Source organism: Streptococcus infantis (genome assembly GCF_021497965.1).
Taxonomy (GTDB): Bacteria; Bacillota; Bacilli; order Lactobacillales; family Streptococcaceae; genus Streptococcus; species Streptococcus infantis_B.
The window spans coordinates 1,446,725-1,472,187 of the sequence record NZ_CP046525.1 but is presented as its reverse complement, the minus strand read 5'-3'; the positions used below and the strand labels follow the sequence as shown (position 1 = coordinate 1,472,187).

Genomic DNA, 25,463 nt, shown 5'->3' with positions numbered 1-25,463 from the left:
CTTGTGTTAATTAAATAGTACAACTAAACAAAAAACTTGTCAAGCCAAAAGGAGAATTATTTTGGGAATTGCTCAAAAAATGGTATAATGAAAAGAAAACGACAAGGAGGGGAAGGCATGCGTTGTCCAAAATGTGGCGCTACTAAATCAAGTGTTATCGATAGCCGTCAGGCTGAAGAAGGAAATACGATTAGAAGAAGACGTGAGTGTGAAGAATGCCAACATCGTTTTACGACCTATGAACGTGTAGAAGAAAGAACGCTAGTTGTGGTCAAAAAGGATGGCACACGGGAGCAGTTCTCAAGAGATAAAATCTTTAATGGGATTATCCGTTCAGCTCAAAAACGTCCGGTGTCCAGTGATGAGATTGGCATGGTCGTCAATCGTATTGAACAAAAACTCCTCAGTCGCAATGATAATGAAATTCAAAGTGAAGACATTGGTTCGCTTGTAATGGAAGAGCTAGCAGAACTTGACGAAATCACATATGTTCGTTTCGCTAGTGTCTATCGTAGTTTTAAAGACGTGAGTGAGCTCGAGAATCTTCTCAAACAAATTACGCAATCTTCAAAGAAGAAAAAGGAAAAATAAATGAAGCCTAATGATCGTTTTTCTTTTCTAAAGAATAATCGGGTGTCGCAAGATCCCACATCTCTGGTGCAGTGCTACCTCCCGATTATCGGTCAGGATGCGCTGAGTCTTTACCTTTACACCCTAGCCTTTTGGGATAATGGGCAAAAGGAATATCTTTTTGCTGCTATTCTCAATCATCTCAATTTCGGGATGGATAGGCTCTTAAAAGCCTTTAAAATCTTATCAGCCTTCAACTTGGTCACTCTTTACCAAAATGGGGATGCCTATGAACTTGTTATTCACCCAACGCTTTCTAGTTCGGATTTCTTGCGTCATACGGTTTATCGTACCTTGTTGGAGAAAAAAATCGGTGAGCCAGCAGTTTCTGATTTGCGTCAAGAGTCTGCAGATGGGGAAGCTTTGACTGTTCCTTTGAGTCAGGCTTTTCCAGAGATAGAAGATATGGCTGACACTGAGGAAACACTCGGAAAAGCTAATTTTTCAAATGATTTTGATTTGGAACATTTCCGTCAACTTATGGCTAGAGACGGCCTCCGTTTCCATGATGAACAGACAGATGTCTTAGAGTTGTTTAAAATTGCTGACGAGAAAAAATGGACCTGGTTTGAAACCTATCAATTGGCTAAGGCGACAGCTGTTTCTCAAGTTATCTCTGTTAAGCGTATGCGTGAAAAATCAGCGCAAAAATCTGTTTCGTCGGACTTCAGTCCCCAAGAAGCGACTATTATCAGGGAAGCTAAAAGCAAAACTGCCCTACAGTTTTTAGCGGGAATCAAACAAACACGAAATGCAGGAATTATCCAAGCTGAACGCGATTTGTTAAAACAGATGGCGGATTTGGGCTTGCTTGATGAGGTTATCAACATTGTTATACTCTTGACCTTCAATAAGGTTGATTCTGCTAACCTCAATGAAAAATATGCCATGAAAGTGGCCAATGATTACTCTTATAACAAAGTCAGGTCTGCTGAGGAAGCTGTACTTCGAATCAGAGAGAATAAAAAGGGACAAGAACCGAAAACAGCAAATACAAGTCAGGGAAAAACCAATGTCCCAAAATGGAGTAATCCAGCATATAAAAATGAAACCAGCGAAGAAACTCGCTTGGAATTAGAACGCAAGAAAAAAGAAATGTTAGCCCGATTAGGAAAAGGAGGAGACTAGATGGAAAGTGTAGGAGATGTGCTTAAGGGTCATCCCAGCCGTTTTCAATACCAGGACTTGGTCCAGCAGATTGTAAAAGATCCAGATGTTGCGGCTTTTATCCAGAAGGAATCTCTCAGTCAGGAGGAGTTGAACCGTAGTATTTCCAAGTTTAACCAATACATCACTGAGAGAGATAAGTTCCTTCGAGGAGATACAGACTATATCGCGCGTGGTTACAAGCCTATCCTAGTCATGAACCATGCTTACGCAGATGTATCCTATGAGGAAACTCCAGAACTGATTGCGGCTGAGAAGGAAGCGGCTATCAAGAACCGTCTCAGACTGATTAATCTTCCAGCTAGTCTTAAAAAAGCTAGCCTAGCTCAAGTTGATTTGGATGACTTGGGACGCATGCCAGTTTTTGAAAAGCTCTTTACCTTTGTTGAGCAATATCCAGAAGTCCGTAAAGGTCTCTTTCTCTATGGAGACTTTGGAGTTGGGAAGAGCTTTATGGTGGCTGCCCTAGCCCATGATTTGTCTGAAAAACGTGGTGTTTCATCTACCCTTCTTCATTATCCGAGCTTTGTCATTGATGTCAAAAATGCTATCGGTGATGGGAATGTTAAGAATTTGGTGGATGAAATCAAGCAAGCTGAAGTTTTGATTTTTGATGATATCGGTGCTGAGCAATCAACACCTTGGGTACGAGATGAAGTCTTACAAGTGATTCTTCAATATCGTATGCAAGAAGATTTACCGACCTTCTTTACTTCAAATTTCAATTTTGAAGATTTGGAAAAACATTTTGCTAAAGGCAAGAACGGAAATAATGAAACCTGGGAAGCTAGACGTGTGATGGAGCGTGTCCGTTATTTGGCAGAGGAAACACGACTAGAAGGAGAAAATCGCCGATGAGTGAAACAATCACATTAATAAAATCTCATACTTCGGTTCGCAGATTTAAAGAAGAAGCAATCCCTCAAGAAGATTTAAATACCATTTTGTCTGCAGGACAAATGGCTTCTTCTTGGAAAAATTTCCAATCGTATTCTGTGATTGTAGTCAGAAGTCAAGAAAAGAAAGAAGCTTTGTATGAGCTTGTTCCTCAAGAAGCGATTCGTCAGTCTGCTGCCTTTCTCCTCTTTGTGGGTGATTTAAACCGTGCAGAAAAAGGAGCTCGTCTCCATACAGATACTTTCCAACCTCAAGGAGTTGAAGGGCTCCTCATCACTTCAGTAGATGCTGCATTAGCTGGGCAAAACACCTTGCTTGCGGCAGAAAGCCTTGGCTATGGTGGAGTGATTATCGGTTTAGTGCGTTACAAATCTGTTGAATTAGCAGAATTGTTCAAGCTACCTGACTACACCTATCCAGCTTTTGGGATTGCACTAGGTGTACCAAATCAACAACACGATGTAAAACCAAGATTGCCACTCGAGCAAGTTGTTTTTGAGGAAGAATACCAAGAACAAACGGCTGAGGCTATTGAAGCTTATGACCGTGTGCAGACTGAATACGCAGGAGCGCGTGCGACTACCACTTGGAGTCAGCGTCTTGCGGAGCAATTCGGTCAGCCTGAACCAAGCTCGACTAGAGAAAATCTTGAACAAAAGAACTTATTGTAGAAAGTGAGAAAACATGGCCTTACCAACTGTTGCCATTGTAGGACGTCCCAATGTTGGGAAATCAACCCTGTTTAACCGTATTGCAGGGGAACGCATCTCAATCGTAGAAGATGTCGAAGGAGTAACACGAGACCGTATCTATGCTACTGGTGAGTGGCTCAACCGTTCTTTCAGTATGATTGATACTGGAGGGATTGACGATGTTGATGCTCCATTTATGGAACAAATCAAGCACCAGGCAGAAATTGCCATGGAAGAGGCAGACGTCATCGTCTTTGTCGTTTCTGGAAAAGAAGGAATCACAGATGCTGACGAATACGTAGCTCGTAAACTCTATAAAACCCATAAACCGGTCATCCTTGCAGTCAACAAGGTGGACAATCCTGAGATGCGAAATGATATCTATGATTTTTATGCACTAGGCTTGGGTGAACCACTGCCAATTTCATCTGTTCACGGGATTGGTACAGGAGATGTGTTGGATGCTATCGTCGAAAATCTTCCACATGAAGTTGAAGAAGAAAATCCAGATGTCATCAAATTCAGTTTGATTGGTCGTCCAAATGTCGGAAAATCTAGTCTGATCAATGCCATCCTTGGAGAGGACCGCGTCATTGCCAGTCCTGTAGCTGGTACAACTCGTGATGCCATTGATACCCATTTTAAAGATGAAGATGGCCAAGAATTTATCATGATTGATACGGCTGGTATGCGTAAGTCTGGTAAAGTCTATGAAAATACTGAGAAATACTCTGTTATGCGTGCCATGCGTGCCATTGACCGTTCGGATGTGGTCTTGATGGTGCTCAATGCCGAAGAAGGTATCCGTGAGTATGACAAACGTATCGCTGGATTTGCTCACGAGGCTGGTAAAGGGATGATCATCGTGGTCAATAAGTGGGATACGCTGGATAAGGACAACCACACCATGAAAAACTGGGAAGAGGATATCCGTGAGCAGTTCCAATACTTGCCTTACGCACCGATTATCTTTGTGTCAGCTCTTACCAAACAACGTCTTCACAAATTACCAGAGATGATTAAGCAAATCAGCGAGAGTCAAAATACTCGTATCCCATCAGCTGTCTTGAATGATGTGATTATGGATGCTATTGCCATCAACCCGACACCGACAGACAAAGGGAAACGCCTCAAGATTTTCTATGCGACTCAAGTGGCAACCAAACCACCGACCTTTGTTATCTTTGTAAACGAAGAAGAACTGATGCACTTCTCTTACTTGCGTTTCTTGGAAAATCAAATCCGCAAGGCCTTTGTCTTTGAAGGAACACCAATCCATCTGATTGCAAGAAAACGGAAATAAAACGATAAAAAGAAGAAGGTTTTCAGACCTTCTTTTTTGTAGAGGATACCAAGAGCGTAGGACTAAATTTGTCATCAAATTAACATCATTTTCCTGGTCCTTGTCACGGTTTTGTAATGGAAACGTACTTTCTTTGTAAGATTCAAAATGCTATAATGCTCTAAACAATTTTCCTTGCATAAGGAGGTTATTATGAAAAAAGATAGATTGTTAAAGAATCCATTCTTGGTGCGTCTACTTGGATTGCTGATGGCATTTTTCTTCCTATCAGGATTTACCGCACCTGAAAAACCAGACTATGGTATTTATGATCCAAATCATTATTTGACAGAGGAAGTAGTTACTCAAATTCGTGACTTAAATGAAACCAATAGTCAAAAGGCAGAAAAGCTTCAAATAGGTGTCTATATCGTAGACAGTTTGGAAGGTGAAAGCATTGAAACGGTAGCAAATGAAACCGCTAGGGCTTGGAAGATTGGCTATTCAGGCGATAATTTTGGAAGTCTCATTGTAGTAGCTGTCCAAGACCGTAAATCAAGAATTGAAACCAGTAATAACACCGCCATTAGAATAACAGACTATCAAACCAAGCAGATCTTGGCAGCCAGCCGTACAGATTTTAAAACTGGTGACTATAGTAAAGGAATTCTAGCGATTGCCAAAGGTTTGGACAATCAGTTTTATAGAGGAACTGGGACCTTCTCGTCTGATGATGACTCCTCTGATATCAAACGTTATTCCGAAAGTATCAGTGGGAAAAAATCTAATCGAGATAGAACTAGTTCATCAAACCGCCGTCAAAAAAATGACCCCATAAAAGATTTCTTTATGTTCCTGACGGTAATATATTTCGTTGGAGTCATTATTGCCATTATCAGAGGTAGAGGTGGCGGAGGGGGAGACTCCTCTGACGGCGGCTGGTGGTTTAGTGACTCATCCGATTCGGGTTCATCTTGGTCTGACTCAGGCTCAGATTCTTCTAGTAGCTGGGACGGTGGTGGCTTTGATGGTGGTGGTTCATCTGATGATTGGTAATGTTCGTATGTAATTTAAAGAAATAAGTAGGTTTAAGAAATGAAAAATAAAGGAATTATTTATGTATTAAGTATTTTACTGGCTATTCTCTTGCTAGGTGGATGCTCAGTAGTAGGTACCTATAATGGTCTTGTATCAGAACAAACCAAGGTCGAGCAAGCACAGGCAGATGTAGCGACAGCTCTTCAACGTCGTTCTGACTTGATTGGAAATTTGGTAGAGTCTGTAAAAGGTCAGATGAACCATGAGACAGAAGTCTTTACCCAAATTGCAGAAGCTCGTGCTAAAATTGGGAATGGCTCCGTAACTTCAAAAGAAAATCAAGAGGCTCAAGGAGAGTTGAGCTCGGCTATCTCACGTTTGATTTCGCTAACAGAAAATTATCCAGAACTCAAGAGCAATCAAAATGTGGAACAACTCATGACGGAGTTGGCTGGAAGCGAAAATCGTATCTTTGTAGCTCGCAAGGATTACAACCAAGCGGCTACAGAATACAATCAAAAGTTGAGAAGTTTTCCAACGGTTCTCTTTGCAAACATGATGAACTTTAAAGAAGCGGAAACTTTCAAAGAAAGTGATGAAGCCAAGACAGCTCCAAAGGTCGATTTTAGTAATTCTACAACCAAGGATTAAGCTTGATCTTCCTAAAAGAAAAACAATGACTAGACTAGTTTGATGATTTATGAAAAAGAGGCTCTAAATGTGCCTCTTTTAGCATGCATAAACACGGATTCTTTCTTGATAAAACTTGGCAAATATGCTACAATAAAAAGAACATTCTAAAATATTCAGAATTTAAAGTAAGGAAACAAATGGCAAATTTACTAAAAACAATCATCGAAAATGATAAAGGGGAGCTCCGCCGCTTAGAAAAGATGGCTGATAAAGTCCTCAAATATGAAGATGAAATGGCTGCATTGACAGACGAGCAATTGCAAGCAAAAACAGAAGAATTCAAACAACGCTATCAAAATGGTGAAACGCTTGACCAACTCTTGTACGAAGCCTTTGCGGTCGTACGTGAGGGAGCGAAACGTGTTCTTGGGCTTTTCCCATACAAGGTTCAGGTTATGGGTGGTATCGTTCTTCACCATGGTGACGTTCCAGAAATGCGTACAGGGGAAGGTAAAACCTTGACAGCGACAATGCCTGTTTACCTAAATGCTCTTTCAGGTAAAGGTGTACACGTAGTTACCGTCAACGAATACCTTACAGAACGTGATGCAACTGAAATGGGTGAGTTGTACTCATGGCTTGGTTTGTCAGTTGGGATTAACCTAGCTGCAAAATCTCCAATGGAGAAAAAAGAAGCCTACCTCTGTGATATTACTTACTCAACTAACTCAGAGATTGGTTTTGACTATCTTCGTGACAACATGGTTGTACGTGCAGAGAACATGGTTCAACGTCCACTTAACTATGCCTTGGTCGATGAGGTTGACTCTATCTTGATCGACGAAGCTCGTACACCATTGATCGTTTCAGGAGCTAATGCAGTTGAAACAAGTCAACTCTACCACATGGCTGACCATTTTGTGAAGTCTTTGGATAAAGATGACTACATCATTGATATTCAGTCTAAGACAATCGGTTTGTCTGACTCAGGTATTGACAAGGCTGAAAGCTACTTCAAACTAGAAAACCTTTATGATATCGAAAATGTGGCTTTGACTCACTTTATCGACAACGCCCTTCGTGCCAACTACATCATGATTCTTGATATTGACTATGTGGTCAGCGAAGAACAAGAAATTTTGATTGTCGACCAATTTACAGGTCGTACCATGGAAGGTCGTCGTTACTCTGATGGTTTGCACCAAGCGATTGAAGCTAAAGAAGGTGTGCCAATCCAAGATGAAACCAAGACATCAGCATCGATTACCTACCAAAACCTTTTCCGTATGTATAAAAAATTGGCAGGTATGACTGGTACTGGTAAAACAGAAGAAGAGGAATTCCGCGAAATCTACAACATCCGTGTTATTCCAATTCCTACTAACCGTCCAATCCAACGTATCGACCATTCAGACCTTCTCTACGCTAGCCTCGATGCAAAATTTAAGGCTGTCGTTGAAGATGTTAAGGCGCGTTACCAAAAAGGTCAACCAGTATTGGTAGGTACTGTTGCTGTTGAAACCAGTGATTTTCTTTCTAAGAAATTGGTTGAAGCAGGCGTACCACACGAAGTATTGAATGCCAAGAACCACTATAGAGAAGCGCAAATCATCATGAATGCTGGTCAACGTGGTGCGGTGACTATCGCAACCAACATGGCCGGTCGTGGTACCGATATTAAACTTGGCGAAGGTGTTCGTGAACTTGGAGGACTTTGTGTCATTGGTACAGAACGTCACGAGAGCCGTCGTATCGATAACCAGCTTCGTGGACGTTCAGGTCGTCAAGGTGACCCAGGTGAATCACAATTCTATTTGTCACTCGAAGACGATTTGATGAAACGTTTCGGTTCAGAACGCTTGAAGGGTGTCTTTGAACGTCTCAATATGTCTGACGAAGCCATTGAATCTCGTATGTTGACACGTCAGGTTGAAGCAGCGCAAAAACGCGTTGAAGGAAATAACTACGATACTCGTAAACAAGTCCTTCAATATGACGATGTCATGCGTGAACAACGTGAGATTATCTACGCACAACGTTATGATGTCATCACTGCAGATCGTGACTTGGCTCCAGAAATTCACGCTATGATTCGCCGTACGATTGGACGAATTGTAGATGGCCATGCTCGTTCTAAACAAGATGAAAAACTCGAAGCAATCTTGAACTTTGCGAAGTACAATTTGCTTCCAGAAGATTCAATTTCACTTTCAGACCTAGAGGGGTTATCAGATCAAGCTATCAAGGATGAACTTTACCAACGTGCATTGAAAGTCTACGATAGCCAAGTTGCGAAGCTTCGTGACGAAGAAGCTGTGAAAGAATTCCAAAAAGTCTTGATTCTACGTGTAGTTGACAACAAATGGACAGACCATATCGATGCTCTTGATCAGTTGAGAAACGCTGTTGGTCTTCGTGGCTATGCTCAGAACAACCCTGTTGTAGAGTATCAAGCAGAAGGCTTCCGTATGTTTAACGATATGATTGGTTCGATTGAGTTTGATGTGACTCGCTTGATGATGAAAGCACAGATTCATGAACAAGAACGCCCACAAACAGAACACCATATCAGTACGACAGCAACTCGCAATATCGCTGCGCAACAAACAAGTCTTCCAGCTGATTTGGACCTCAGCCAAGTAAAACGTAATGACTTGTGCCCATGTGGATCTGGTAAGAAATTTAAAAACTGTCACGGTAAACAACGTTAAGAACGACTAATTTTCAGGCGGATGCCTAGTGAAAAGTGAATTTTCGCTTGGCGTCCGTTTGCTTTATAAGGAGATGAATAATGGTATTTACAGCGAAAAGCCCTAAAATTAATATTGAAGAAGTTCGTAGTTTGTCTAAATTAGAAGGACAAGCGCTGGCCAATAAACAGCAACGCGATCAAGAGCTTGAAGCGATTATTCGTGGTGAAGATCAGCGTATTTTGTTGGTGATTGGTCCTTGTTCATCTGACAATGAAGAAGCAGTTCTCGAGTATGCTAAGCGTTTGGCAAAGCTGCAAGAAGAAGTCAAAGACCGGGTCTTTATGGTCATGCGTGTCTACACTGCTAAACCACGTACTAATGGTGATGGCTATAAGGGATTGATTCACCAGCCAAATGCCAAAGAAGCACCTAGCCTCATCAATGGGATCAAGGCAGTTCGCCACCTGCACTACCGTGTTATTTCTGAAACAGGTATGACAACAGCAGATGAGATGCTATATCCAGAGAATCTTCCTTTGGTCGATGACTTGATTTCTTACATGGCAGTTGGAGCTCGTTCGGTTGAAGATCAACAACACCGTTTTGTAGCCAGTGGAGCAGATTTCCCAACAGGATTTAAAAATCCAACATCAGGAAATCTCAATGTGATGTTCAACGGTATTTATGCAGCGCAAAATAAACAAAGTTTCCTTTTCCTAGGGAAAGAAGTTGAAACTACAGGGAACCCTCTATCTCATGCCATTCTCCGTGGTGCCCTCAATGAATACGGGAAAAACATTCCGAACTATTACTACGATAATTTAATGGATACTATTGCCCAGTATGAAAAGATGGGACTTGAAAATCCATTTATCATCATTGATACTAACCATGACAACTCAGGCAAGCAGTATATGGATCAGATTCGTATCGTACGTCAAACTTTGATTAACCGCGACTGGAATGAAAAGATTAAAAAACATGTTCGTGGCTTTATGATTGAGTCTTATCTAGAAGACGGTCGTCAAAATGAACCAGAGGTCTTTGGAAAATCTATCACTGATCCATGTCTTGGATGGGAAAATACTGAAGCTCTTGTTCGTGAAATCTACCAAAGACTAGGAGAATAATATGTCATTTATCGAGAAGGGTCAAGAAATCGATATTGAAGCGATTAAGGCGGAAACACAGCTATCTGCAGAAGCATTGCAACATAAGGAAAGTCGTGACCAGGAACTAGCAGACATCCTTTCAGGAAAGGATGACCGCATCTTGTTGGTCATTGGGCCTTGTTCGTCTGATAATGAAGAAGCAGTGCTTGAATATGCTCGTCGTTTGGCAGACTTGCAGAAAAAAGTGGCCGATAAGATTTTCATGGTTATGCGTGTATATACTGCAAAGCCACGTACCAATGGAGATGGCTACAAGGGCTTGGTTCATCAGCCAGATACTTCGAAGGCTCCAAGCTTGATTAATGGTTTGCAGGCTGTTCGTCAACTTCATTATCGAGTGATTACAGAAACTGGATTGACCACAGCGGATGAAATGCTGTATCCGGCCAATCTCGTATTAGTCGATGACTTGGTGAGCTATCATGCAGTGGGTGCGCGTTCAGTAGAAGACCAAGAACACCGTTTTGTAGCTTCAGGAATCGATGCACCAGTGGGAATGAAGAACCCAACCTCTGGAAATCTGTCTGTTATGTTTAATGCCATCTATGCTGCACAAAACAAACAAACCTTTCTCTTTCACGGCCAAGAAGTTGAAACTTCAGGAAATCCCTTGGCTCACGTAATCTTACGTGGAGCTATGAATGAATATGGGAAGAATGAGCCAAACTTCTACTATGAAACTCTTTTAGATGCTATTGGACGTTACGAGTCTATGGGTCTTGAAAATCCTTTTATCATGATTGATACCAACCATGATAATTCAGGGAAACAATATATGGAGCAAGTTCGAATTGTTCGCCAATCTTTGCTCAATCGTGACTGGAATGAAAAAATCAAGAAGACAGTTCGAGGCTTCATGATTGAGTCTTACTTGGCAGATGGTCGACAAAATCAACCAGAACTTTTTGGTTGTTCGATTACAGACCCCTGCCTAGGATGGGAAAATACAGTAGCCCTGGTAGAAGAAATCTATACTACCTTAACAAAATAAGTGAAAAGGATGGAGTTGGGGGTATCTCAACTCCTTTTGATAAAAATGATAGTTGGACACGGAATTGATATTGAAGAATTAGCTTCCATACAAAATGCAGTTGAAAAAAGAGAAGGTTTTGCTCGACGTGTCTTGACAGACAAGGAAATGGAGCGCTTTTCCAGTCTCAAAGGTCGCAGACAGGTCGAGTATTTGGCTGGTCGTTGGTCAGCTAAAGAGGCTTTCTCAAAGGCTATGGGAACGGGAATTGGGAAGTTGGGCTTTCAAGACTTGGAAATCTTGAACAATGAAAGAGGAGCTCCCTACTTCAGCAAATCCCCGTTTTCAGGAAAAGTTTGGCTATCAATCAGCCATACAGATCAGTTTGTGACAGCTAGTGTTATTTTGGAGGAGAATCATGAAAACTAGTCCACATAGACCAACCAAAGCCCTCATCGATCTGGGTGCTATCCGCTACAATATCCAACAGATGGGAGCTCACATTCCCAAAGATACCCTTAAATGGGCGGTTGTAAAAGCCAATGCCTACGGACACGGAGCAGTAGCTGTTGCGACGGCTATCCAGGATGATGTTAACGGCTTTTGCGTTTCTAATATCGATGAAGCCCTCGAACTTCGTCAGGCAGGAATTTCTAAGAAGATTCTTATTTTAGGAGTATCTGAGGTTGAATCTCTTTCACTGGCTAAGGAGTATGCCATTACCTTAACAGTGGCAGGATTGGAATGGATCCAGAAACTCATAGCTACAGAGCCAGACTTATCAGGTTTAACCGTTCATCTTAAAATTGATTCAGGTATGGGGAGAATTGGTTTTAGAAGTGCAAGCGAGGCAGAACAGGCTCAAACTTTGCTCAAGGAACATGGGGCTAATGTTGAAGGGATCTTTACCCATTTTGCAACTGCAGATGAAGAGTCAGACAGCTACTTTAAGCAACAGTTGGAATGTTTCAAGGAAATACTCGCTGGCTTGCAAGAAGTCCCTGAACTAGTCCATGCGAGTAACTCTGCGACTACTCTATGGCATGCAGAAACGATTTTTAATGCAGTTCGTATGGGAGATTCTATGTATGGTCTCAATCCAAGCGGACAAGTTTTAGAGTTGCCTTATGAACTGAAGCCGGCCTTGACCTTAGAAACTGCTATTGTTCATGTCAAAACAGTTCCAGCTGGGGCTTGTATGGGCTACGGAGCGACCTATCAGGCAGACAGTGAGCAAGTTATTGCTACTTTGCCAATCGGTTATGCGGATGGTTGGACACGCGATATGCAGAATTTCTCAGTTCTGGTGGATGGACAATTGTGCCCTATCGTAGGGCGCGTATCCATGGATCAAATCACGGTTCGTTTGCCTAAGCTTTATCCATTAGGTACCAAGGTAACTTTGATTGGCTCAAACGGGGACAAAAAAATTACTGCAACAGATGTAGCAGTCTACCGAGGAACTATTAATTATGAGGTAGTTTGTCTCCTCAGTGATCGAGTTCCGAGAGAATATCATTAAGAAACAAAAGGAAAGGAGAGGAGCATGAATTTACATCAACCCTTGCATGTCTTGCCTGGAGTGGGACCAAAATCAGCAGAGAAATATGCCAAACTAGGAATTGAAAACCTGCAAGATCTCTTGCTCTACTTTCCTTTCCGTTATGAAGATTTTAAGACCAAACAGGTGCTAGAGTTAGAAGATGGTGAGAAGGCGGTCCTATCTGGTCAGGTAGTGACGCCAGCTAGTGTTCAGTATTATGGTTTTAAGCGCAATCGACTACGCTTTAGCCTCAAGCAAGGAGAGGTTGTGTTTGCCGTTAACTTCTTTAACCAACCTTACTTAGCAGATAAGATTGAGCTAGGAGCGAATTTAGCAGTCTTTGGCAAGTGGGATCGCGCTAAGGCTAGTCTAACAGGGATGAAGGTTTTAGCCCAAGTGGAGGACGACCTTCAACCAGTCTATCGTCTCGCACAAGGTATCAGTCAAGCAGGACTTGTTAAGGTCATCAAGACCGCCTTTGATCAAGGACTGGATCTCTTGATAGAGGAAAATCTCCCTCAGTCTTTGCTAGATAAATACAAACTCATGCCCCGAAGTCAGGCTGTGCGTGCCATGCATTTTCCCAAGGCTTTGGCAGAATACAAACAGGCCCTTCGTCGAATCAAGTTTGAGGAACTCTTTTATTTCCAAATGCAATTACAGACCCTCAAGTCTGAAAATAAGGTTGATGGAAGTGGTCTGGTCTTGAATTGGTCCCAAGAAAAACTAAGGGCAGTAAAAGAAAAGTTACCCTTTGCTCTGACCCAAGCCCAAGAAAAAAGCCTGCAAGAAATCCTAACAGATATGAAGTCGGACCATCACATGAATCGACTCTTACAAGGGGATGTTGGTAGTGGGAAGACAGTGGTTGCAGGTCTTGCCATGTATGCTGCTGTAACGGCAGGGTATCAGTCTGCCCTCATGGTTCCTACAGAGATCCTTGCAGAGCAACATTTTGAAAGTCTAGAAAGTCTCTTTCCTGATTTGAAACTAGCTCTCCTAACAGGTTCATTAAAAGCTGCAGAAAAACGTACGGTTTTGGAAACTATTGCTAAGGGTGATGTTGATGTAATTATCGGTACCCATGCCCTTATACAGGATGGGGTGGACTATGCTAAACTCGGTTTGATTATCATCGACGAGCAACACCGTTTTGGAGTCGGACAAAGGCGTATTTTACGTGAAAAAGGAGAAAATCCAGATGTCCTCATGATGACGGCAACTCCCATTCCACGAACCTTAGCCATCACAGCCTTTGGAGATATGGATGTTTCCATTATTGACCAGATGCCAGCTGGACGTAAGCCAATCGTGACACGTTGGATTAAGCATGAGCAACTGCCACAGGTTTTGACTTGGTTGGAAGGTGAGATTCAAAAAGGTTCTCAAGCCTATGTTATTTCGCCCTTGATCGAAGAATCTGAAGCCCTGGATCTTAAAAATGCCATTGCACTCTCAGAAGAGTTGACGACTCATTTTGCAGGGAAAGCAAAAGTTGCCCTCTTACATGGAAAGATGAAGAGTGATGAAAAAGACCAGATTATGCAGGAATTCAAAGAGAGAAAGACAGATATCTTGGTTTCTACAACGGTTATCGAGGTCGGGGTCAATGTTCCAAATGCAACAGTCATGATTATCATGGATGCTGATCGCTTTGGACTTAGTCAACTTCATCAACTTAGAGGTCGTGTCGGTCGTGGGGACAAGCAGTCCTACGCAGTTCTAGTGGCCAATCCAAAAACTGATTCTGGGAAAGACCGCATGCGTATCATGACAGAAACGACCAATGGTTTTGTCCTTGCAGAAGAAGATTTGAAAATGCGCGGTTCGGGTGAGATTTTTGGGACCAAACAGTCGGGTCTACCAGAGTTTCATGTAGCTGATATCATCGAAGACTTCCCAATCCTTGAGGAAGCTAGAAAGGTAGCAAGCTATATCAGTTCTCTCCCTAACTGGCAAGAGGATCCAGAATGGCATATAATAGCTCTAAATCTACAAAAGAAAGAACATTTGGATTAAGTATTTTCTAAGAAAACTATAAGATATGTTTTAGGAAAGAGATCTATACTAGAGTCATCAAAAAGAAATAAGGACTCTCATATGATGATTAAAGTAAATGATTAAAAAACATTTCAAGTGAAACAAGTACCTTCTCCTAAATACTAAGTAAAAGAGCGGAAACGCTCTTTTTTCTCTATAAAGTGAGCTTAGACTAGGAATTAAAATAATTATCGGACTAGTCTATTTACTATTGTGGCAAAGGTTGCTATAATGAAGAAAAATAATCAATATACTTCTGAAAGGAGTTCACATGACATTAGAAACAAGAAATGTTGCAATTCAGGATACATATGGGGAAAGATTTCAACACTGTTGGGGTTGTGGACCTAAGAATGATTTAGGATTGCATTTGAAAACTTATCCAAGTTTAGAGGGCACAAGCTGCATTAGCCGTATCAAGGTAGACCAGCAATATACAGGTGGTGTTCCTGCAAATCTCTTTGGTGGCATGATTGCTGTCATTTTTGACTGTCATGGAACAGCGTCTGCTGCATGGTTCGCTCATCATCAAAAGGGTTTGGAATTGACAGCCGAAACAGTTATCGGACGCTTCATCACAGCTCATTTAGAAGTTGATTATCTTAGCCCAACCCCAATTGACGATGAGATTGTCGTTACTTCAACATTGGAGGAACTAGGGGAAAGAAAAGCCATTGTTTCTATGGAAATGTCAGTGGCAGGTAAAGTGCGTGCAAAAGCTAAAATGGTTGCCGTAGCAGTTAAGGACAACATGTAAACGTATAGATAAGCTAGTGAGAGCAAGGATTTCCTCTCACTTTTAGTTGTGTGATATAAACTGAAAATTAATTACGGATTTTTAAGAAAGAGCCTACTTGAAACTACTTTTAGTCTAACTTGAAATGAAAGAATAACCTAAAAAAACTTTCTGATTTAAGGTCATTCTTGCATTGCATTTCTAGATGTGATACAGTTATGATAACGGTTACAAAACAAAGGAGGATTTTATGAGAAATCCAGCATTAATAGAAGAAATGAAAACTTATAGAGGGCGAGATGAAGTACCACTCGATTTTGACACTTTTTGGGATGGAGAGATTAAAAAGTTATCGGCCTTACCAGATTATCAACTAGAGGAACGTGATTTTCATATTCCAAATGTAAAGTACTATGAGTTAACCTTTAAAGGTACACGTGATGGCCTTGTTTATGCACGTGTAGTCTTACCAAAATCAGAAGAGAAAGTACCAGTCATTTTCCACTTCCATGGTTATATGGGACGTGGTTGGGATTGGACAGATATGCTTGCCTATACCGTAGCAGGTTATGGTGTGGTATCCATGGATGTCAGAGGACAGTCTGGTTATTCTCAAGATGGCATGTGTTCTCCTCTAGGAAATACAGTTAAAGGGCAAATTATTCGAGGAGCTGTAGCGGGCAAGGACCAATTGTTCTTCAAGGATGTTTATCTAGATATTTATCAGTTGGTGGAAATTATTGCAAGTCTTCCTCGAGTTGATGAAGAACAATTATCTAGCTATGGAGCATCTCAAGGTGGGGCTTTAGCCATAGTTGCAGCAGCTCTGAACCCTAAAATCAAGCGTACAGTTTCCATCTATCCATTCTTGTCTGACTTTAGACGAGTGTTAGAGATTGGGAATACTAGTGAAGCTTATGATGAGCTCTTTAGATATTTCAAATTTCATGATCCTTTCCATGAAACGGAAGAGAGGATTATGGAAACATTAGGTTATATCGATGTGAAAAACTTTGCCCATCGTATTAAGGGTGAGGTTCGCATGATTACGGGGCTAGATGATGACGTCTGCTACCCAATCACTCAATTTGCTATATACAATCGTCTAACTTGTGAGAAGAGTTATCGCCTTATGCCTGAATACGCGCATGAAGCTATGAATGTTCATGTCAATGATCAAGTTTATAATTGGTTATGTGGCAGTGAAATTCCCTTTACCTATGTTGGCGAGTAAAAGTTTGTGAGGTGAGCCTTGTCAAAGCAGGGCTCTTTTTGTGACAAAGTTCAGAAAGTAGTTTCAATTGCTTCGAAGTCTAGAAACATATTTGAAAGTGAAATCTATTATATAGCAATGCTCAAAAAAGCAACATCTTTATTATATAATAAAGATAAGACGAATTTTGAAAGGAGATAAACTGTTATCGTTTTGTATGCAGGAAAAATGATAGATGCATATAAAATCAAAAGGAATGGGCAAGCATGAGATTGATACTTTTAACTTTCGATGTAGGAGAGTTAAAAATTTTAAGCAAAAAAGAAAGCGCTTTATTTTTGTGAAAACGAAAGGAAAAATATGAAACAGAGAGAATTTGATCGAAAAGAACGCTATGGAATTCGAAAATTTACAGTGGGAGCTGCATCCGTAGTCATTGGAGCAGTTGTTTTTGGAGTATCACCAGTTTTAGCTCAGGAAGCTCCAACAACTAATGGTGAAACAGCTGGCCAAGCTTTGCCAGAATTGCCTAAAGAAGTAGAAACAGGAAATCTTGCTAACCTTGATAAGGAACTTGCAGACAAGTTGGCAACATCTACAGATAAAGGGACTGAAGTCAACCGTGAAGAGTTACGAGCAAACCCAGGTTCTGAAAAACCAACAGAAACGACAGCGACTACGGAAGTTGCGACGACTACAGAAACTCCAGCAGAGACTCCAGCAGCTGAAACGGATAAGACAGAAGAAACTGAGAAACAAGAAGCTATCGCACGTGATTATTACTCAAGAGAATTGGAAAATGTTAATACTGTTGTAGAAAAAAATGACCTTGTCATTAATGCAGCTAATAATCAACGAGATGATTTGACAAGTGACTTAGAGAAACTGAAGAAACTTCAAGATGCAACAGTGCATATGGAGTTCAAACCAGATGCATCGGCACCACGTTTTTACAATCTTTTCTCTGTATCAAGTGATACCAAGGAAAATGAGTACTACACCATGTCAGTCTTTGATAATACAGCCCTTATCGAAGGTCGTGATGCAAATGGTGCGCAATTCTATGATAAATACACCGATGCACCATTAAAGGTTCGCCCAGGTCAGTGGAATTCAGTTACCTTTACTGTTGAAAAACCAACAACTGAAGTCCCTACTGGAAGAGTTCGTCTATATGTAAATGGTGTCTTGTCCAGAACAAGTTTAAAATCTGGGAAATTCATCAAAGATATGCCAGATGTTAACCACGTTCAAATCGGAGCAACTAAACGAGGAAGCAAGACAGTTTGGGGCTCTAACCTACAAGTCCGTAATCTAACAGTCTACGACCGCGCCTTAACACAAGATGAAGTTCGAACACGAAGTCAATTATTTGAAAGAGGAGACTTGAGACAAGAACTTCCAGAAGGGGCTGAAATTTCTAAAAAAACAGATGTCTTTACAGCTGGCAAAAATGGGCAGTCAAATCCAGATGGTATTAATAGCTATCGTATTCCAGCCCTCCTTAAGACTGACAAGGGAACTTTGATTGCTGGTGCTGACGAACGCCGCTTACACCACTATGACTGGGGTGATATCGGTATGGTCGTTAAACGAAGTGAAGACAAGGGCCAAACATGGGGGGATCGCATCACTCTTACGAATCTACGTGACAATCCAAAAGCCAAGGATCAAAACATTGGTTCACCAGTAAACATCGATATGGTTCTAGTCCAAGATACGGAAACTAAACGAATCTTCTCAGTTTACGATATGTTCCCAGAAGGTAAAGGAATCTTCGGAATGTCTTCTGAAAGAGAAGTTGCCTATAAGGAAATTGATGGAAAAACTTATCAAATTCTATACCGTGAAGGAGAAAATGGAGCCTATACTATTCGTGAAAATGGTGTTGTCTACACACCAGATGGTCAGGCAACGGATTACCGTGTTGTTGTAAATCCTGTCAAACCTGCTTATAGTGATAAAGGCGATCTTTATCAAGGTGAGCAACTACTAGGAAATATCTACTTTACAAGCAATAAAACTTCTCCATTTAGAATTGCTAAAGACAGCTACCTATGGATGTCTTATAGTGATGATGATGGTAAGACTTGGTCTGCACCACAAGATATTACTCCAATGGTCAAAGCTGATTGGATGAAATTCTTAGGTGTGGGACCTGGAGTGGGAATTACCCTCCAGAATGGACCTCATAAAGGTCGTATTGTTGTCCCTGTTTATACGACAAACAGAACCAACCACCTCAACGGATCTCAATCATCTCGCATCATCTATTCAGATGATCATGGTAAGACTTGGCATATGGGTGGCGGTGTCAATGACAACCGTACACTTCATGATGGAACAGTAGTTGATTCAAGCAACATGAACAATTACTACGCTCAAAATACAGAATCTTCTGTTGTTCAATTGAACAATGGTCAGTTGAAACTCTTTATGCGTGGTTTGACTGGTGATTTGCAAGTTGCGACAAGTAATGATGGTGGTATTACATGGGACAACAATGTAGCACGCTATGATGTACCTGATGTTTATGTTCAAATGGCGGCGACTCATACGGTTCAAGATGGCAAGGAGTATATCCTTCTAGCAAATGCTAATGGACCAGGTCGTAAGAATGGCTACATTCGTGTGGCTCGCGTAGAAGAAGATGGCGAGTTGACTTGGTTGCATCATCATTTGATTCAAGAAGGTGAGTATGCTTATAACTCACTTCAACAGATCGGACCAAAAGAATTTGGTCTCTTGTATGAACATCATGAAGCGGGTGGCAATCCTTATACTCTATCCTTCAAGAAATTCAACTGGGATTATCTAACTAAAGAGAGGCTTGCTTCTAAAGAAGTGAAAGTTACAGCGGCTATGGAAAAATGGCCAGGCATTATTGCTATGGAATTTGATTCAGAAGTCTTGGTAAATCAAGCTCCAACTCTCAAATTAGCTAATGGTAAGACTGCAACCTTCATGACTCAGTATGATACGAAGACTCTCCTATTTACAATAGCTCCTGAAGATATCGGTCAAAAAGTTAAAGCTATTGAAGCGGGTGCAATTGAAAGTATGCATAACTTGCCAGTATCTGTGGTAGGTACTAAACTTACGAATGGTTTTAATGGTGACGAACCGGCAATCCATGAAGTCCCAGAATTTACAGGTGGTGTCAATGGCGACGAAGCAGCTGTAACAGAACTTCCTGAGTACACTGAAGCTATTGGAACTGCAGGTGATGAAGCCGCACCAACAGTAGAAATCCCAGAATTCGAAGGAGGTGTCAATGGCGACGAAGCAGCTGTAGCTGAGCTCCCTGAATATACTGAACCTAGTGGAACAGTAGGTGACGAAGTAGCGCCAACAGTAGAAGTTCCAGAATTCACAGGTGGTGTCAATGGCGACGAAGCAGCTGTAACAGAACTTCCTGAGTACACTGAAGCTATTGGAACTGCAGGTGATGAAGCCGCACCAACAGTAGAAATCCCAGAATTTGAAGGAGGTGTCAATGGCGACGAAGCGGCTGTAACAGAACTTCCTGAGTACACTGAAGCTATTGGAACAGTAGGCGATGAAGCAGCGATCTATGAAGTCCCAGAATTCACGGGTGGCGTCAATGCGGTCGAAGCTGCAGTCAATGAAGTCCCAGAATTCGTAGGTGGTGTGAATGCAGTTGAGGCTCTTAAGAATGAATTGCCTGAGTTCGTAGGCGGAGTCAACTCTGTTCTAGCTCTCAAGCATGAACTTCCAGAATACGTAGGAGGAATTAATGCGGTCGAAGCAGCAGTCAATGAAGTTCCAGAATTCGTGGGTGGCGTGAATGCAGTTGAAGCGCTTAAGAATGAACTTCCAGAATTTACAGGTGGATCTAATGCAGTCCAAACACTTGAGCGAGAACTTCCAGAATTCACAGGTGATGTCAATGCAGTCGAAGCGGCAGTCAATGAAGTTCCAGAATATAAAAGCGAGGAACAACCACTTGTAACTCTAGTAGCACAACAAGATAAGACTTACCAAGCTCCTGCAGCTCAACCACAACAACCAGCTCTCCCTGAAACAGGAAGTGAAGTTTCAACTTCTCTAGTATCTCTCGGTCTTGTTGGTATGTTCTTGGGATTGTTTGGAATGGCCAAGAAAAAAGAAGATTAATCTACTATTAAATCTTAAAGATATCTAAGAAAAATAGTGAAATTGAAAGAGTCTGTGACGGTGATTTGTTACAGACTCTTTCGTTTATAGAAAGCATAGAAAGTGCTGGAATAGCTAGAGCGAAGATGATTCGAGTGGAAAGTTTCCCTCTGAAACTACTTTCAGCAGAATCTGTTTCACAAAATTGTTTTGAAACTTCAATCTATTCTAGTACAAGTTATTGAAAGCGCTTTAAAAATGATATATAATAGGCTCATAAGAAAAAAGAAAAGGAGGAAAGTAGATGCCACAAATCACTAAAGAAGCTTTGATTGAGCAGATTAAAGATGGAATCATTGTTTCTTGTCAGGCACTTCCTCACGAACCGCTTTATACAGAAGCGGGAGGTGTTATGCCCTTGCTAGCCAAAGCAGCTGAGCAAGGTGGAGCAGTCGGTATCCGAGCAAATAGTGTTCGAGATATCAAGGAAATAAAAGAGATCACAAACCTTCCGATTATCGGGATTATCAAACGTGATTATCCACCACAGGAACCATTCATCACAGCTACTATGAAAGAGGTTGATGAATTAGCAGCTCTGGACATTGAGGTTATCGCTCTTGATTGTACCAAGAGAGAACGCTATGATGGTTTAGACATTCAAGAATTTATCCGTCAAGTCAAAGAAAAATATCCAAATCAATTGTTGATGGCTGATACAAGTACTTTTGAGGAAGGTCTTACAGCAGTTGAAGCTGGAATTGACTTTGTCGGAACAACCTTGTCAGGTTACACATCTTACAGTCCAAAAGTGGATGGCCCAGACTTTGAATTGATTAAGAAACTTTGCGATGCAGGAGTAGACGTTATCGCAGAAGGTAAGATTCATACACCAGAACAAGCCAAGCAAATCCTAGGTTACGGAGTGCGAGGAATCGTAGTTGGTGGAGCTATTACTAGACCAAAAGAGATAACAGAACGATTTGTTGCTGGACTCAAATAAGATAATAAAAACACGAGGAGAGTGGTTGATTCGTAGAAAAAAATGAAAACGTATACAAAGTTGCCAATACTCATTATCCGCTTCGGATACGCTTATCATCATTTAGGAGAATACTAATGAAATTTAAAAAACTAGCTTGTACAGTACTTGCAGGTGCTGCAGTTCTATCTCTTGCTGCTTGCGGCAAATCAGACGCTAAAAAAGATGCTGCAAGTGATTCAGGAAAAACAGAAATCACTTGGTGGGCATTCCCAGTCTTTACTCAAGAAAAAACTGGTGACGGTGTAGGAACTTATGAAAAATCTATCATCGAAGCTTTCGAAAAAGCGAATCCAGATATCAAAGTTAAACTTGAAACAATCGACTTCAAATCTGGTCCTGAAAAGATCACTACAGCAATCGAAGCAGGAACTGCTCCAGACGTACTCTTTGACGCACCAGGGCGTATCATCCAATACGGTAAAAATGGTAAATTGGCTGACTTGAACGACCTCTTTACAGACGAATTTGTGAAAGATGTTAACAACGAAAACATCATCCAAGCAAGTAAAGCAGGCGATAAAGCTTACATGTATCCAATCAGTTCTGCACCATTCTACATGGCTATGAACAAGAAAATGTTGGAAGACGCAGGAGTTGCAAACCTTGTAAAAGAAGGTTGGACAACAGATGACTTCGAAAAAGTTTTGAAAGCGCTTAAAGATAAAGGCTACACACCAGGTTCATTGTTCAGTTCAGGTCAAGGGGGAGACCAAGGAACACGTGCCTTCATCGCTAACCTTTATGGCGGATCTGTAACTGATAAAGAAGTAACTAAATACACAACTGACGATCCTAAATTCGTTAAAGGTCTTGAAAAAGCATCTAGCTGGATCAAAGACGGTTTGTTGAACAACGGTTCACAATTTGACGGTGGTGCAGACATCCAAAACTTTGCAAATGGTCAAACATCATACACAATCCTTTGGGCACCAGCTCAAAACGGTATCCAAGCTAAATTATTGGAAGCAAGTAAAGTTGAAGTGGTAGAAGTTCCATTCCCATCTGATTCTGGTAAACCAGCTCTTGAATACCTTGTAAACGGATTTGCAGTATTCAACAACAAGGATGAAAAGAAAGTTGCTGCAGCTAAGAAATTCATCCAATTCATCGCTGATGATAAAGAGTGGGGTCCTAAAGACGTAGTTCGTACAGGAGCATTCCCAGTTCGTACTTCATTTGGTAAACTTTACGATGACAAACGTATGGAAACAATCAGTGGTTGGACTAAATACTACTCTCCATACTACAACACAATCGATGGATTTGCTGAAATGAGAACACTTTGGTTTCCAATGTTGCAATCAGTGTCTAACGGTGACGAACAACCTGCTGCAGCTTTGAAGACATTTACTGAAAAAGCTAATGAAACTATCAAAAAAGCAGCTAAACAATAAGCTCTAATTAAAAACTGAAATCCCCCTTTTCCCTGTGTACCTCTGTGCACGAAAAAGGGGGACTTTTGTTTAAAAATGTAAGGAACTGACAGGTCAAAATTAAAATGAAGTTCTTACATTGTTAATCTTTAAAAGAATTTCATTTTGATTTTAGATCAATGTCAGATAACAGTCAAAAAAACAAAACTATTTGAAAGTGAGGTGCCAACTGTGAAAGTCAATAAAATTCGCATGAGGGAAACAATTATTTCATACGCGTTCCTAGCACCAGTATTAATCTTCTTTACCGTCTTCGTTTTAGCTCCAATGATCATGGGCTTCATCACTAGTTTCTTTAACTACTCGATGACTAGCTTTGAGTTTGTGGGCTTGGACAACTACATTCGTATGTTTAAAGACCCTGTCTTTACAAAATCTTTGATTAATACCGTAATCTTGGTAATCGGATCTGTACCAGTCGTAGTACTCTTCTCGCTCTTTGTAGCATCTCAGACTTATCAACAAAATGCCGTTGCTAGATCTTTCTACCGCTTCGTTTTCTTCCTTCCTGTAGTCACAGGTAGTGTTGCCGTAACAGTAGTATGGAAATGGATTTACGATCCACTATCAGGTATTTTGAACTTCGTGCTTAAGTCAAGTCATATCATCAGCCAAAACATTTCTTGGTTAGGTGATAAAAACTGGGCTTTGATGGCGATTATGATTATCCTTTTGACAACATCAGTTGGTCAACCAATCATTCTTTATATCGCTGCAATGGGTAATATTGACAACTCACTTGTAGAAGCAGCGCGTGTTGACGGTGCGACTGAATTTCAAGTATTCTGGAAGATTAAATGGCCAAGCCTCCTTCCAACAACTCTTTATATCGCAATTATCACAACCATCAACTCATTCCAATGTTTCGCATTGATTCAGTTGTTGACATCTGGTGGTCCAAACTATTCAACAAGTACACTTATGTACTACCTATACGAAAAAGCCTTCCAATTGACTGAATATGGCTATGCTAATACTATTGGTGTATTCTTGGCAGTTATGATTGCCCTTGTCAGCTTCGCTCAATTCAAGATCCTCGGAAACGATGTAGAATATTAAGGAAAGGAGACAGCTATGCAACCTACACAACAAAAGAAACCATTAACAGCCTTTACTGTTATTTCAACAATCATTTTGCTCTTGTTGACTGTACTGTTTATCTTCCCATTCTACTGGATCTTGACAGGTGCATTCAAATCACAACCAGATACCATTATGATTCCACCACAATGGTTTCCTAAAGCTCCAACAATGGAGAACTTCCAACAATTGATGGTGCAAAACCCAGCCTTGCAATGGATGTGGAACTCAGTCTTCATTTCATTGGTAACAATGTTCTTGGTTTGTGCAACCTCTTCACTAGCAGGTTATGTATTGGCTAAGAAACGTTTCTATGGACAACGCATTCTCTTTGCTATCTTTATTGCTGCCATGGCTCTTCCAAAACAAGTTGTCCTCGTGCCATTGGTACGTATCGTTAACTTCATGGGAATCCATGATACTCTTTGGGCGGTTATCTTGCCTTTGATCGGATGGCCATTTGGGGTTTTCCTCATGAAACAGTTCAGTGAAAACATTCCAACAGAATTGCTCGAATCTGCTAAAATAGATGGATGTGGTGAGATTCGTACTTTCTGGAGTGTAGCCTTCCCTATTGTGAAACCAGGATTTGCAGCTCTTGCAATCTTTACCTTCATCAATACATGGAATGACTACTTTATGCAGTTGGTTATGTTGACATCTCGTAACAACTTGACCATCTCACTCGGGGTTGCGACTATGCAGGCTGAGATGGCAACCAACTATGGTTTAATTATGGCAGGGGCTGCTCTTGCAGCTGTGCCAATAGTAACAGTCTTCCTTGTCTTCCAAAAATCCTTCACTCAAGGTATTACTATGGGAGCTGTCAAAGGATAATACTCTGCGAAAATTGAATATCGTACAATCTGTTTATCAGTATACAGAAGTATAGTTGATAGACTAAGAGAATACAGGATATATAAGTGTCTACAAAATGGAGAGGAGTTGCTTGCTTCACGAAGTTTTGTTAGACACTTATAAACTTGATTTTTGACTTTTTAGATACTATTTAGAGTAGTTATTTCCCATTTTAGTGGTATCTAAGATAAGTATGTCGTGCTTATCTTGGACGGAGTTTTTGAG

Annotated in this window: 20 protein-coding genes; all 20 read left to right on the top strand. The window is 41.0% G+C overall.

The annotated features are described in order from the left end of the window. Window positions 1-117 precede the first annotated feature (117 nt). The 20 genes from nrdR (at window position 118) to GOM46_RS07125 (ending at window position 25,217) form a co-directional block, all read left to right on the top strand. Window positions 118-591: a transcriptional regulator NrdR gene (gene nrdR, locus GOM46_RS07220; protein WP_004250782.1), complete on the top strand. Its 474-nt coding sequence runs from the start codon at window positions 118-120 to the stop codon at window positions 589-591. After that, the gene (locus GOM46_RS07215; RefSeq protein WP_235083447.1) at window positions 592-1,758 is read left to right on the top strand and encodes a DNA helicase; all 1,167 of its coding nucleotides are present in this window, start codon (window positions 592-594) and stop codon (window positions 1,756-1,758) included. It abuts the gene before it with no gap. Then, the gene (gene dnaI, locus GOM46_RS07210) at window positions 1,759-2,655 is read left to right on the top strand and encodes a primosomal protein DnaI (protein WP_235083446.1); all 897 of its coding nucleotides are present in this window, start codon (window positions 1,759-1,761) and stop codon (window positions 2,653-2,655) included. Continuing rightward, window positions 2,652-3,365: an NADPH-dependent oxidoreductase gene (locus tag GOM46_RS07205; protein ID WP_235083445.1), complete on the top strand. Its 714-nt coding sequence runs from the start codon at window positions 2,652-2,654 to the stop codon at window positions 3,363-3,365. Before dnaI ends, GOM46_RS07205 begins: the two co-directional genes overlap by 4 nt. A 13-nt stretch (window positions 3,366-3,378) precedes the next feature. Then, window positions 3,379-4,689, top strand: a complete 1,311-nt coding sequence (der, locus tag GOM46_RS07200) for a ribosome biogenesis GTPase Der (protein ID WP_235083444.1) — start codon at window positions 3,379-3,381, stop codon at window positions 4,687-4,689. Between the two features lie 192 nt (window positions 4,690-4,881). Continuing rightward, complete coding sequence (locus GOM46_RS07195) at window positions 4,882-5,724, top strand: TPM domain-containing protein (protein WP_235083443.1); 843 nt, start codon at window positions 4,882-4,884, stop codon at window positions 5,722-5,724. Between the two features lie 39 nt (window positions 5,725-5,763). After that, entirely contained in the window at window positions 5,764-6,357 is a 594-nt protein-coding gene (locus GOM46_RS07190) for a LemA family protein (protein ID WP_235083442.1), read from the top strand. A 179-nt stretch (window positions 6,358-6,536) separates the two neighbouring features. Further along, complete coding sequence (gene secA, locus GOM46_RS07185) at window positions 6,537-9,050, top strand: preprotein translocase subunit SecA (RefSeq protein WP_235083441.1); 2,514 nt, start codon at window positions 6,537-6,539, stop codon at window positions 9,048-9,050. 80 nt (window positions 9,051-9,130) lie between these two features. Further along, window positions 9,131-10,162: a 3-deoxy-7-phosphoheptulonate synthase gene (locus tag GOM46_RS07180; RefSeq protein ID WP_235083440.1), complete on the top strand. Its 1,032-nt coding sequence runs from the start codon at window positions 9,131-9,133 to the stop codon at window positions 10,160-10,162. A 1-nt stretch (window position 10,163) separates the two neighbouring features. Further along, window positions 10,164-11,195: a 3-deoxy-7-phosphoheptulonate synthase gene (locus tag GOM46_RS07175; RefSeq protein ID WP_235083439.1), complete on the top strand. Its 1,032-nt coding sequence runs from the start codon at window positions 10,164-10,166 to the stop codon at window positions 11,193-11,195. A 45-nt stretch (window positions 11,196-11,240) separates the two neighbouring features. Further along, window positions 11,241-11,603 (top strand): holo-ACP synthase, encoded by a 363-nt coding sequence (acpS, locus tag GOM46_RS07170; protein WP_235084146.1) that lies wholly within the window; start codon window positions 11,241-11,243, stop codon window positions 11,601-11,603. Further along, window positions 11,593-12,696, top strand: coding sequence for an alanine racemase (gene alr / locus GOM46_RS07165; protein WP_235083438.1), 1,104 nt, complete (start codon window positions 11,593-11,595; stop codon window positions 12,694-12,696). The genes acpS and alr overlap by 11 nt, the downstream gene beginning before the upstream one ends. Window positions 12,697-12,720: 24 nt before the next feature. After that, window positions 12,721-14,736: an ATP-dependent DNA helicase RecG gene (gene recG / locus GOM46_RS07160; RefSeq protein ID WP_235083437.1), complete on the top strand. Its 2,016-nt coding sequence runs from the start codon at window positions 12,721-12,723 to the stop codon at window positions 14,734-14,736. A gap of 292 nt (window positions 14,737-15,028) precedes the next feature. Then, window positions 15,029-15,514: an acyl-CoA thioesterase gene (locus tag GOM46_RS07155; RefSeq protein WP_006150831.1), complete on the top strand. Its 486-nt coding sequence runs from the start codon at window positions 15,029-15,031 to the stop codon at window positions 15,512-15,514. A 229-nt stretch (window positions 15,515-15,743) separates the two neighbouring features. Beyond that, complete coding sequence (locus tag GOM46_RS07150; RefSeq protein ID WP_235083436.1) at window positions 15,744-16,727, top strand: acetylxylan esterase; 984 nt, start codon at window positions 15,744-15,746, stop codon at window positions 16,725-16,727. A 339-nt stretch (window positions 16,728-17,066) separates the two neighbouring features. Further along, complete coding sequence (locus GOM46_RS07145; RefSeq protein ID WP_235083435.1) at window positions 17,067-20,843, top strand: SIALI-17 repeat-containing surface protein; 3,777 nt, start codon at window positions 17,067-17,069, stop codon at window positions 20,841-20,843. Window positions 20,844-21,126: 283 nt separating this feature from the next. Continuing rightward, window positions 21,127-21,825, top strand: a complete 699-nt coding sequence (locus GOM46_RS07140; RefSeq protein WP_235083434.1) for an N-acetylmannosamine-6-phosphate 2-epimerase — start codon at window positions 21,127-21,129, stop codon at window positions 21,823-21,825. A 116-nt stretch (window positions 21,826-21,941) separates the two neighbouring features. Beyond that, complete coding sequence (locus tag GOM46_RS07135) at window positions 21,942-23,261, top strand: ABC transporter substrate-binding protein (protein WP_235083433.1); 1,320 nt, start codon at window positions 21,942-21,944, stop codon at window positions 23,259-23,261. A 231-nt stretch (window positions 23,262-23,492) separates the two neighbouring features. Further along, entirely contained in the window at window positions 23,493-24,359 is an 867-nt protein-coding gene (locus GOM46_RS07130) for a carbohydrate ABC transporter permease (RefSeq protein ID WP_033587514.1), read from the top strand. A 15-nt stretch (window positions 24,360-24,374) separates the two neighbouring features. Then, on the top strand, window positions 24,375-25,217 hold the full coding sequence (locus GOM46_RS07125; RefSeq protein WP_049502842.1) for a carbohydrate ABC transporter permease: 843 nt from the start codon (window positions 24,375-24,377) through the stop codon (window positions 25,215-25,217). The last annotated feature ends 246 nt before the right edge of the window (window positions 25,218-25,463 follow it).

Excerpts from the sequence above, each read along its gene's own strand:
- nrdR (WP_004250782.1), top strand. The coding sequence starts at position 118 with ATGCGTTGTCCAAAATGTGGCGCTACTAAATCAAGTGTTATCGATAGC.
- GOM46_RS07215 (WP_235083447.1), top strand. The coding sequence starts at position 592 with ATGAAGCCTAATGATCGTTTTTCTTTTCTAAAGAATAATCGGGTGTCG.
- dnaI (WP_235083446.1), top strand. The coding sequence starts at position 1,759 with ATGGAAAGTGTAGGAGATGTGCTTAAGGGTCATCCCAGCCGTTTTCAA.
- GOM46_RS07205 (WP_235083445.1), top strand. The coding sequence starts at position 2,652 with ATGAGTGAAACAATCACATTAATAAAATCTCATACTTCGGTTCGCAGA.
- der (WP_235083444.1), top strand. The coding sequence starts at position 3,379 with ATGGCCTTACCAACTGTTGCCATTGTAGGACGTCCCAATGTTGGGAAA.
- GOM46_RS07195 (WP_235083443.1), top strand. The coding sequence starts at position 4,882 with ATGAAAAAAGATAGATTGTTAAAGAATCCATTCTTGGTGCGTCTACTT.
- GOM46_RS07190 (WP_235083442.1), top strand. The coding sequence starts at position 5,764 with ATGAAAAATAAAGGAATTATTTATGTATTAAGTATTTTACTGGCTATT.
- secA (WP_235083441.1), top strand. The coding sequence starts at position 6,537 with ATGGCAAATTTACTAAAAACAATCATCGAAAATGATAAAGGGGAGCTC.
- GOM46_RS07180 (WP_235083440.1), top strand. The coding sequence starts at position 9,131 with ATGGTATTTACAGCGAAAAGCCCTAAAATTAATATTGAAGAAGTTCGT.
- GOM46_RS07175 (WP_235083439.1), top strand. The coding sequence starts at position 10,164 with ATGTCATTTATCGAGAAGGGTCAAGAAATCGATATTGAAGCGATTAAG.
- acpS (WP_235084146.1), top strand. The coding sequence starts at position 11,241 with ATGATAGTTGGACACGGAATTGATATTGAAGAATTAGCTTCCATACAA.
- alr (WP_235083438.1), top strand. The coding sequence starts at position 11,593 with ATGAAAACTAGTCCACATAGACCAACCAAAGCCCTCATCGATCTGGGT.
- recG (WP_235083437.1), top strand. The coding sequence starts at position 12,721 with ATGAATTTACATCAACCCTTGCATGTCTTGCCTGGAGTGGGACCAAAA.
- GOM46_RS07155 (WP_006150831.1), top strand. The coding sequence starts at position 15,029 with ATGACATTAGAAACAAGAAATGTTGCAATTCAGGATACATATGGGGAA.
- GOM46_RS07150 (WP_235083436.1), top strand. The coding sequence starts at position 15,744 with ATGAGAAATCCAGCATTAATAGAAGAAATGAAAACTTATAGAGGGCGA.
- GOM46_RS07145 (WP_235083435.1), top strand. The coding sequence starts at position 17,067 with ATGAAACAGAGAGAATTTGATCGAAAAGAACGCTATGGAATTCGAAAA.
- GOM46_RS07140 (WP_235083434.1), top strand. The coding sequence starts at position 21,127 with ATGCCACAAATCACTAAAGAAGCTTTGATTGAGCAGATTAAAGATGGA.
- GOM46_RS07135 (WP_235083433.1), top strand. The coding sequence starts at position 21,942 with ATGAAATTTAAAAAACTAGCTTGTACAGTACTTGCAGGTGCTGCAGTT.
- GOM46_RS07130 (WP_033587514.1), top strand. The coding sequence starts at position 23,493 with ATGAGGGAAACAATTATTTCATACGCGTTCCTAGCACCAGTATTAATC.
- GOM46_RS07125 (WP_049502842.1), top strand. The coding sequence starts at position 24,375 with ATGCAACCTACACAACAAAAGAAACCATTAACAGCCTTTACTGTTATT.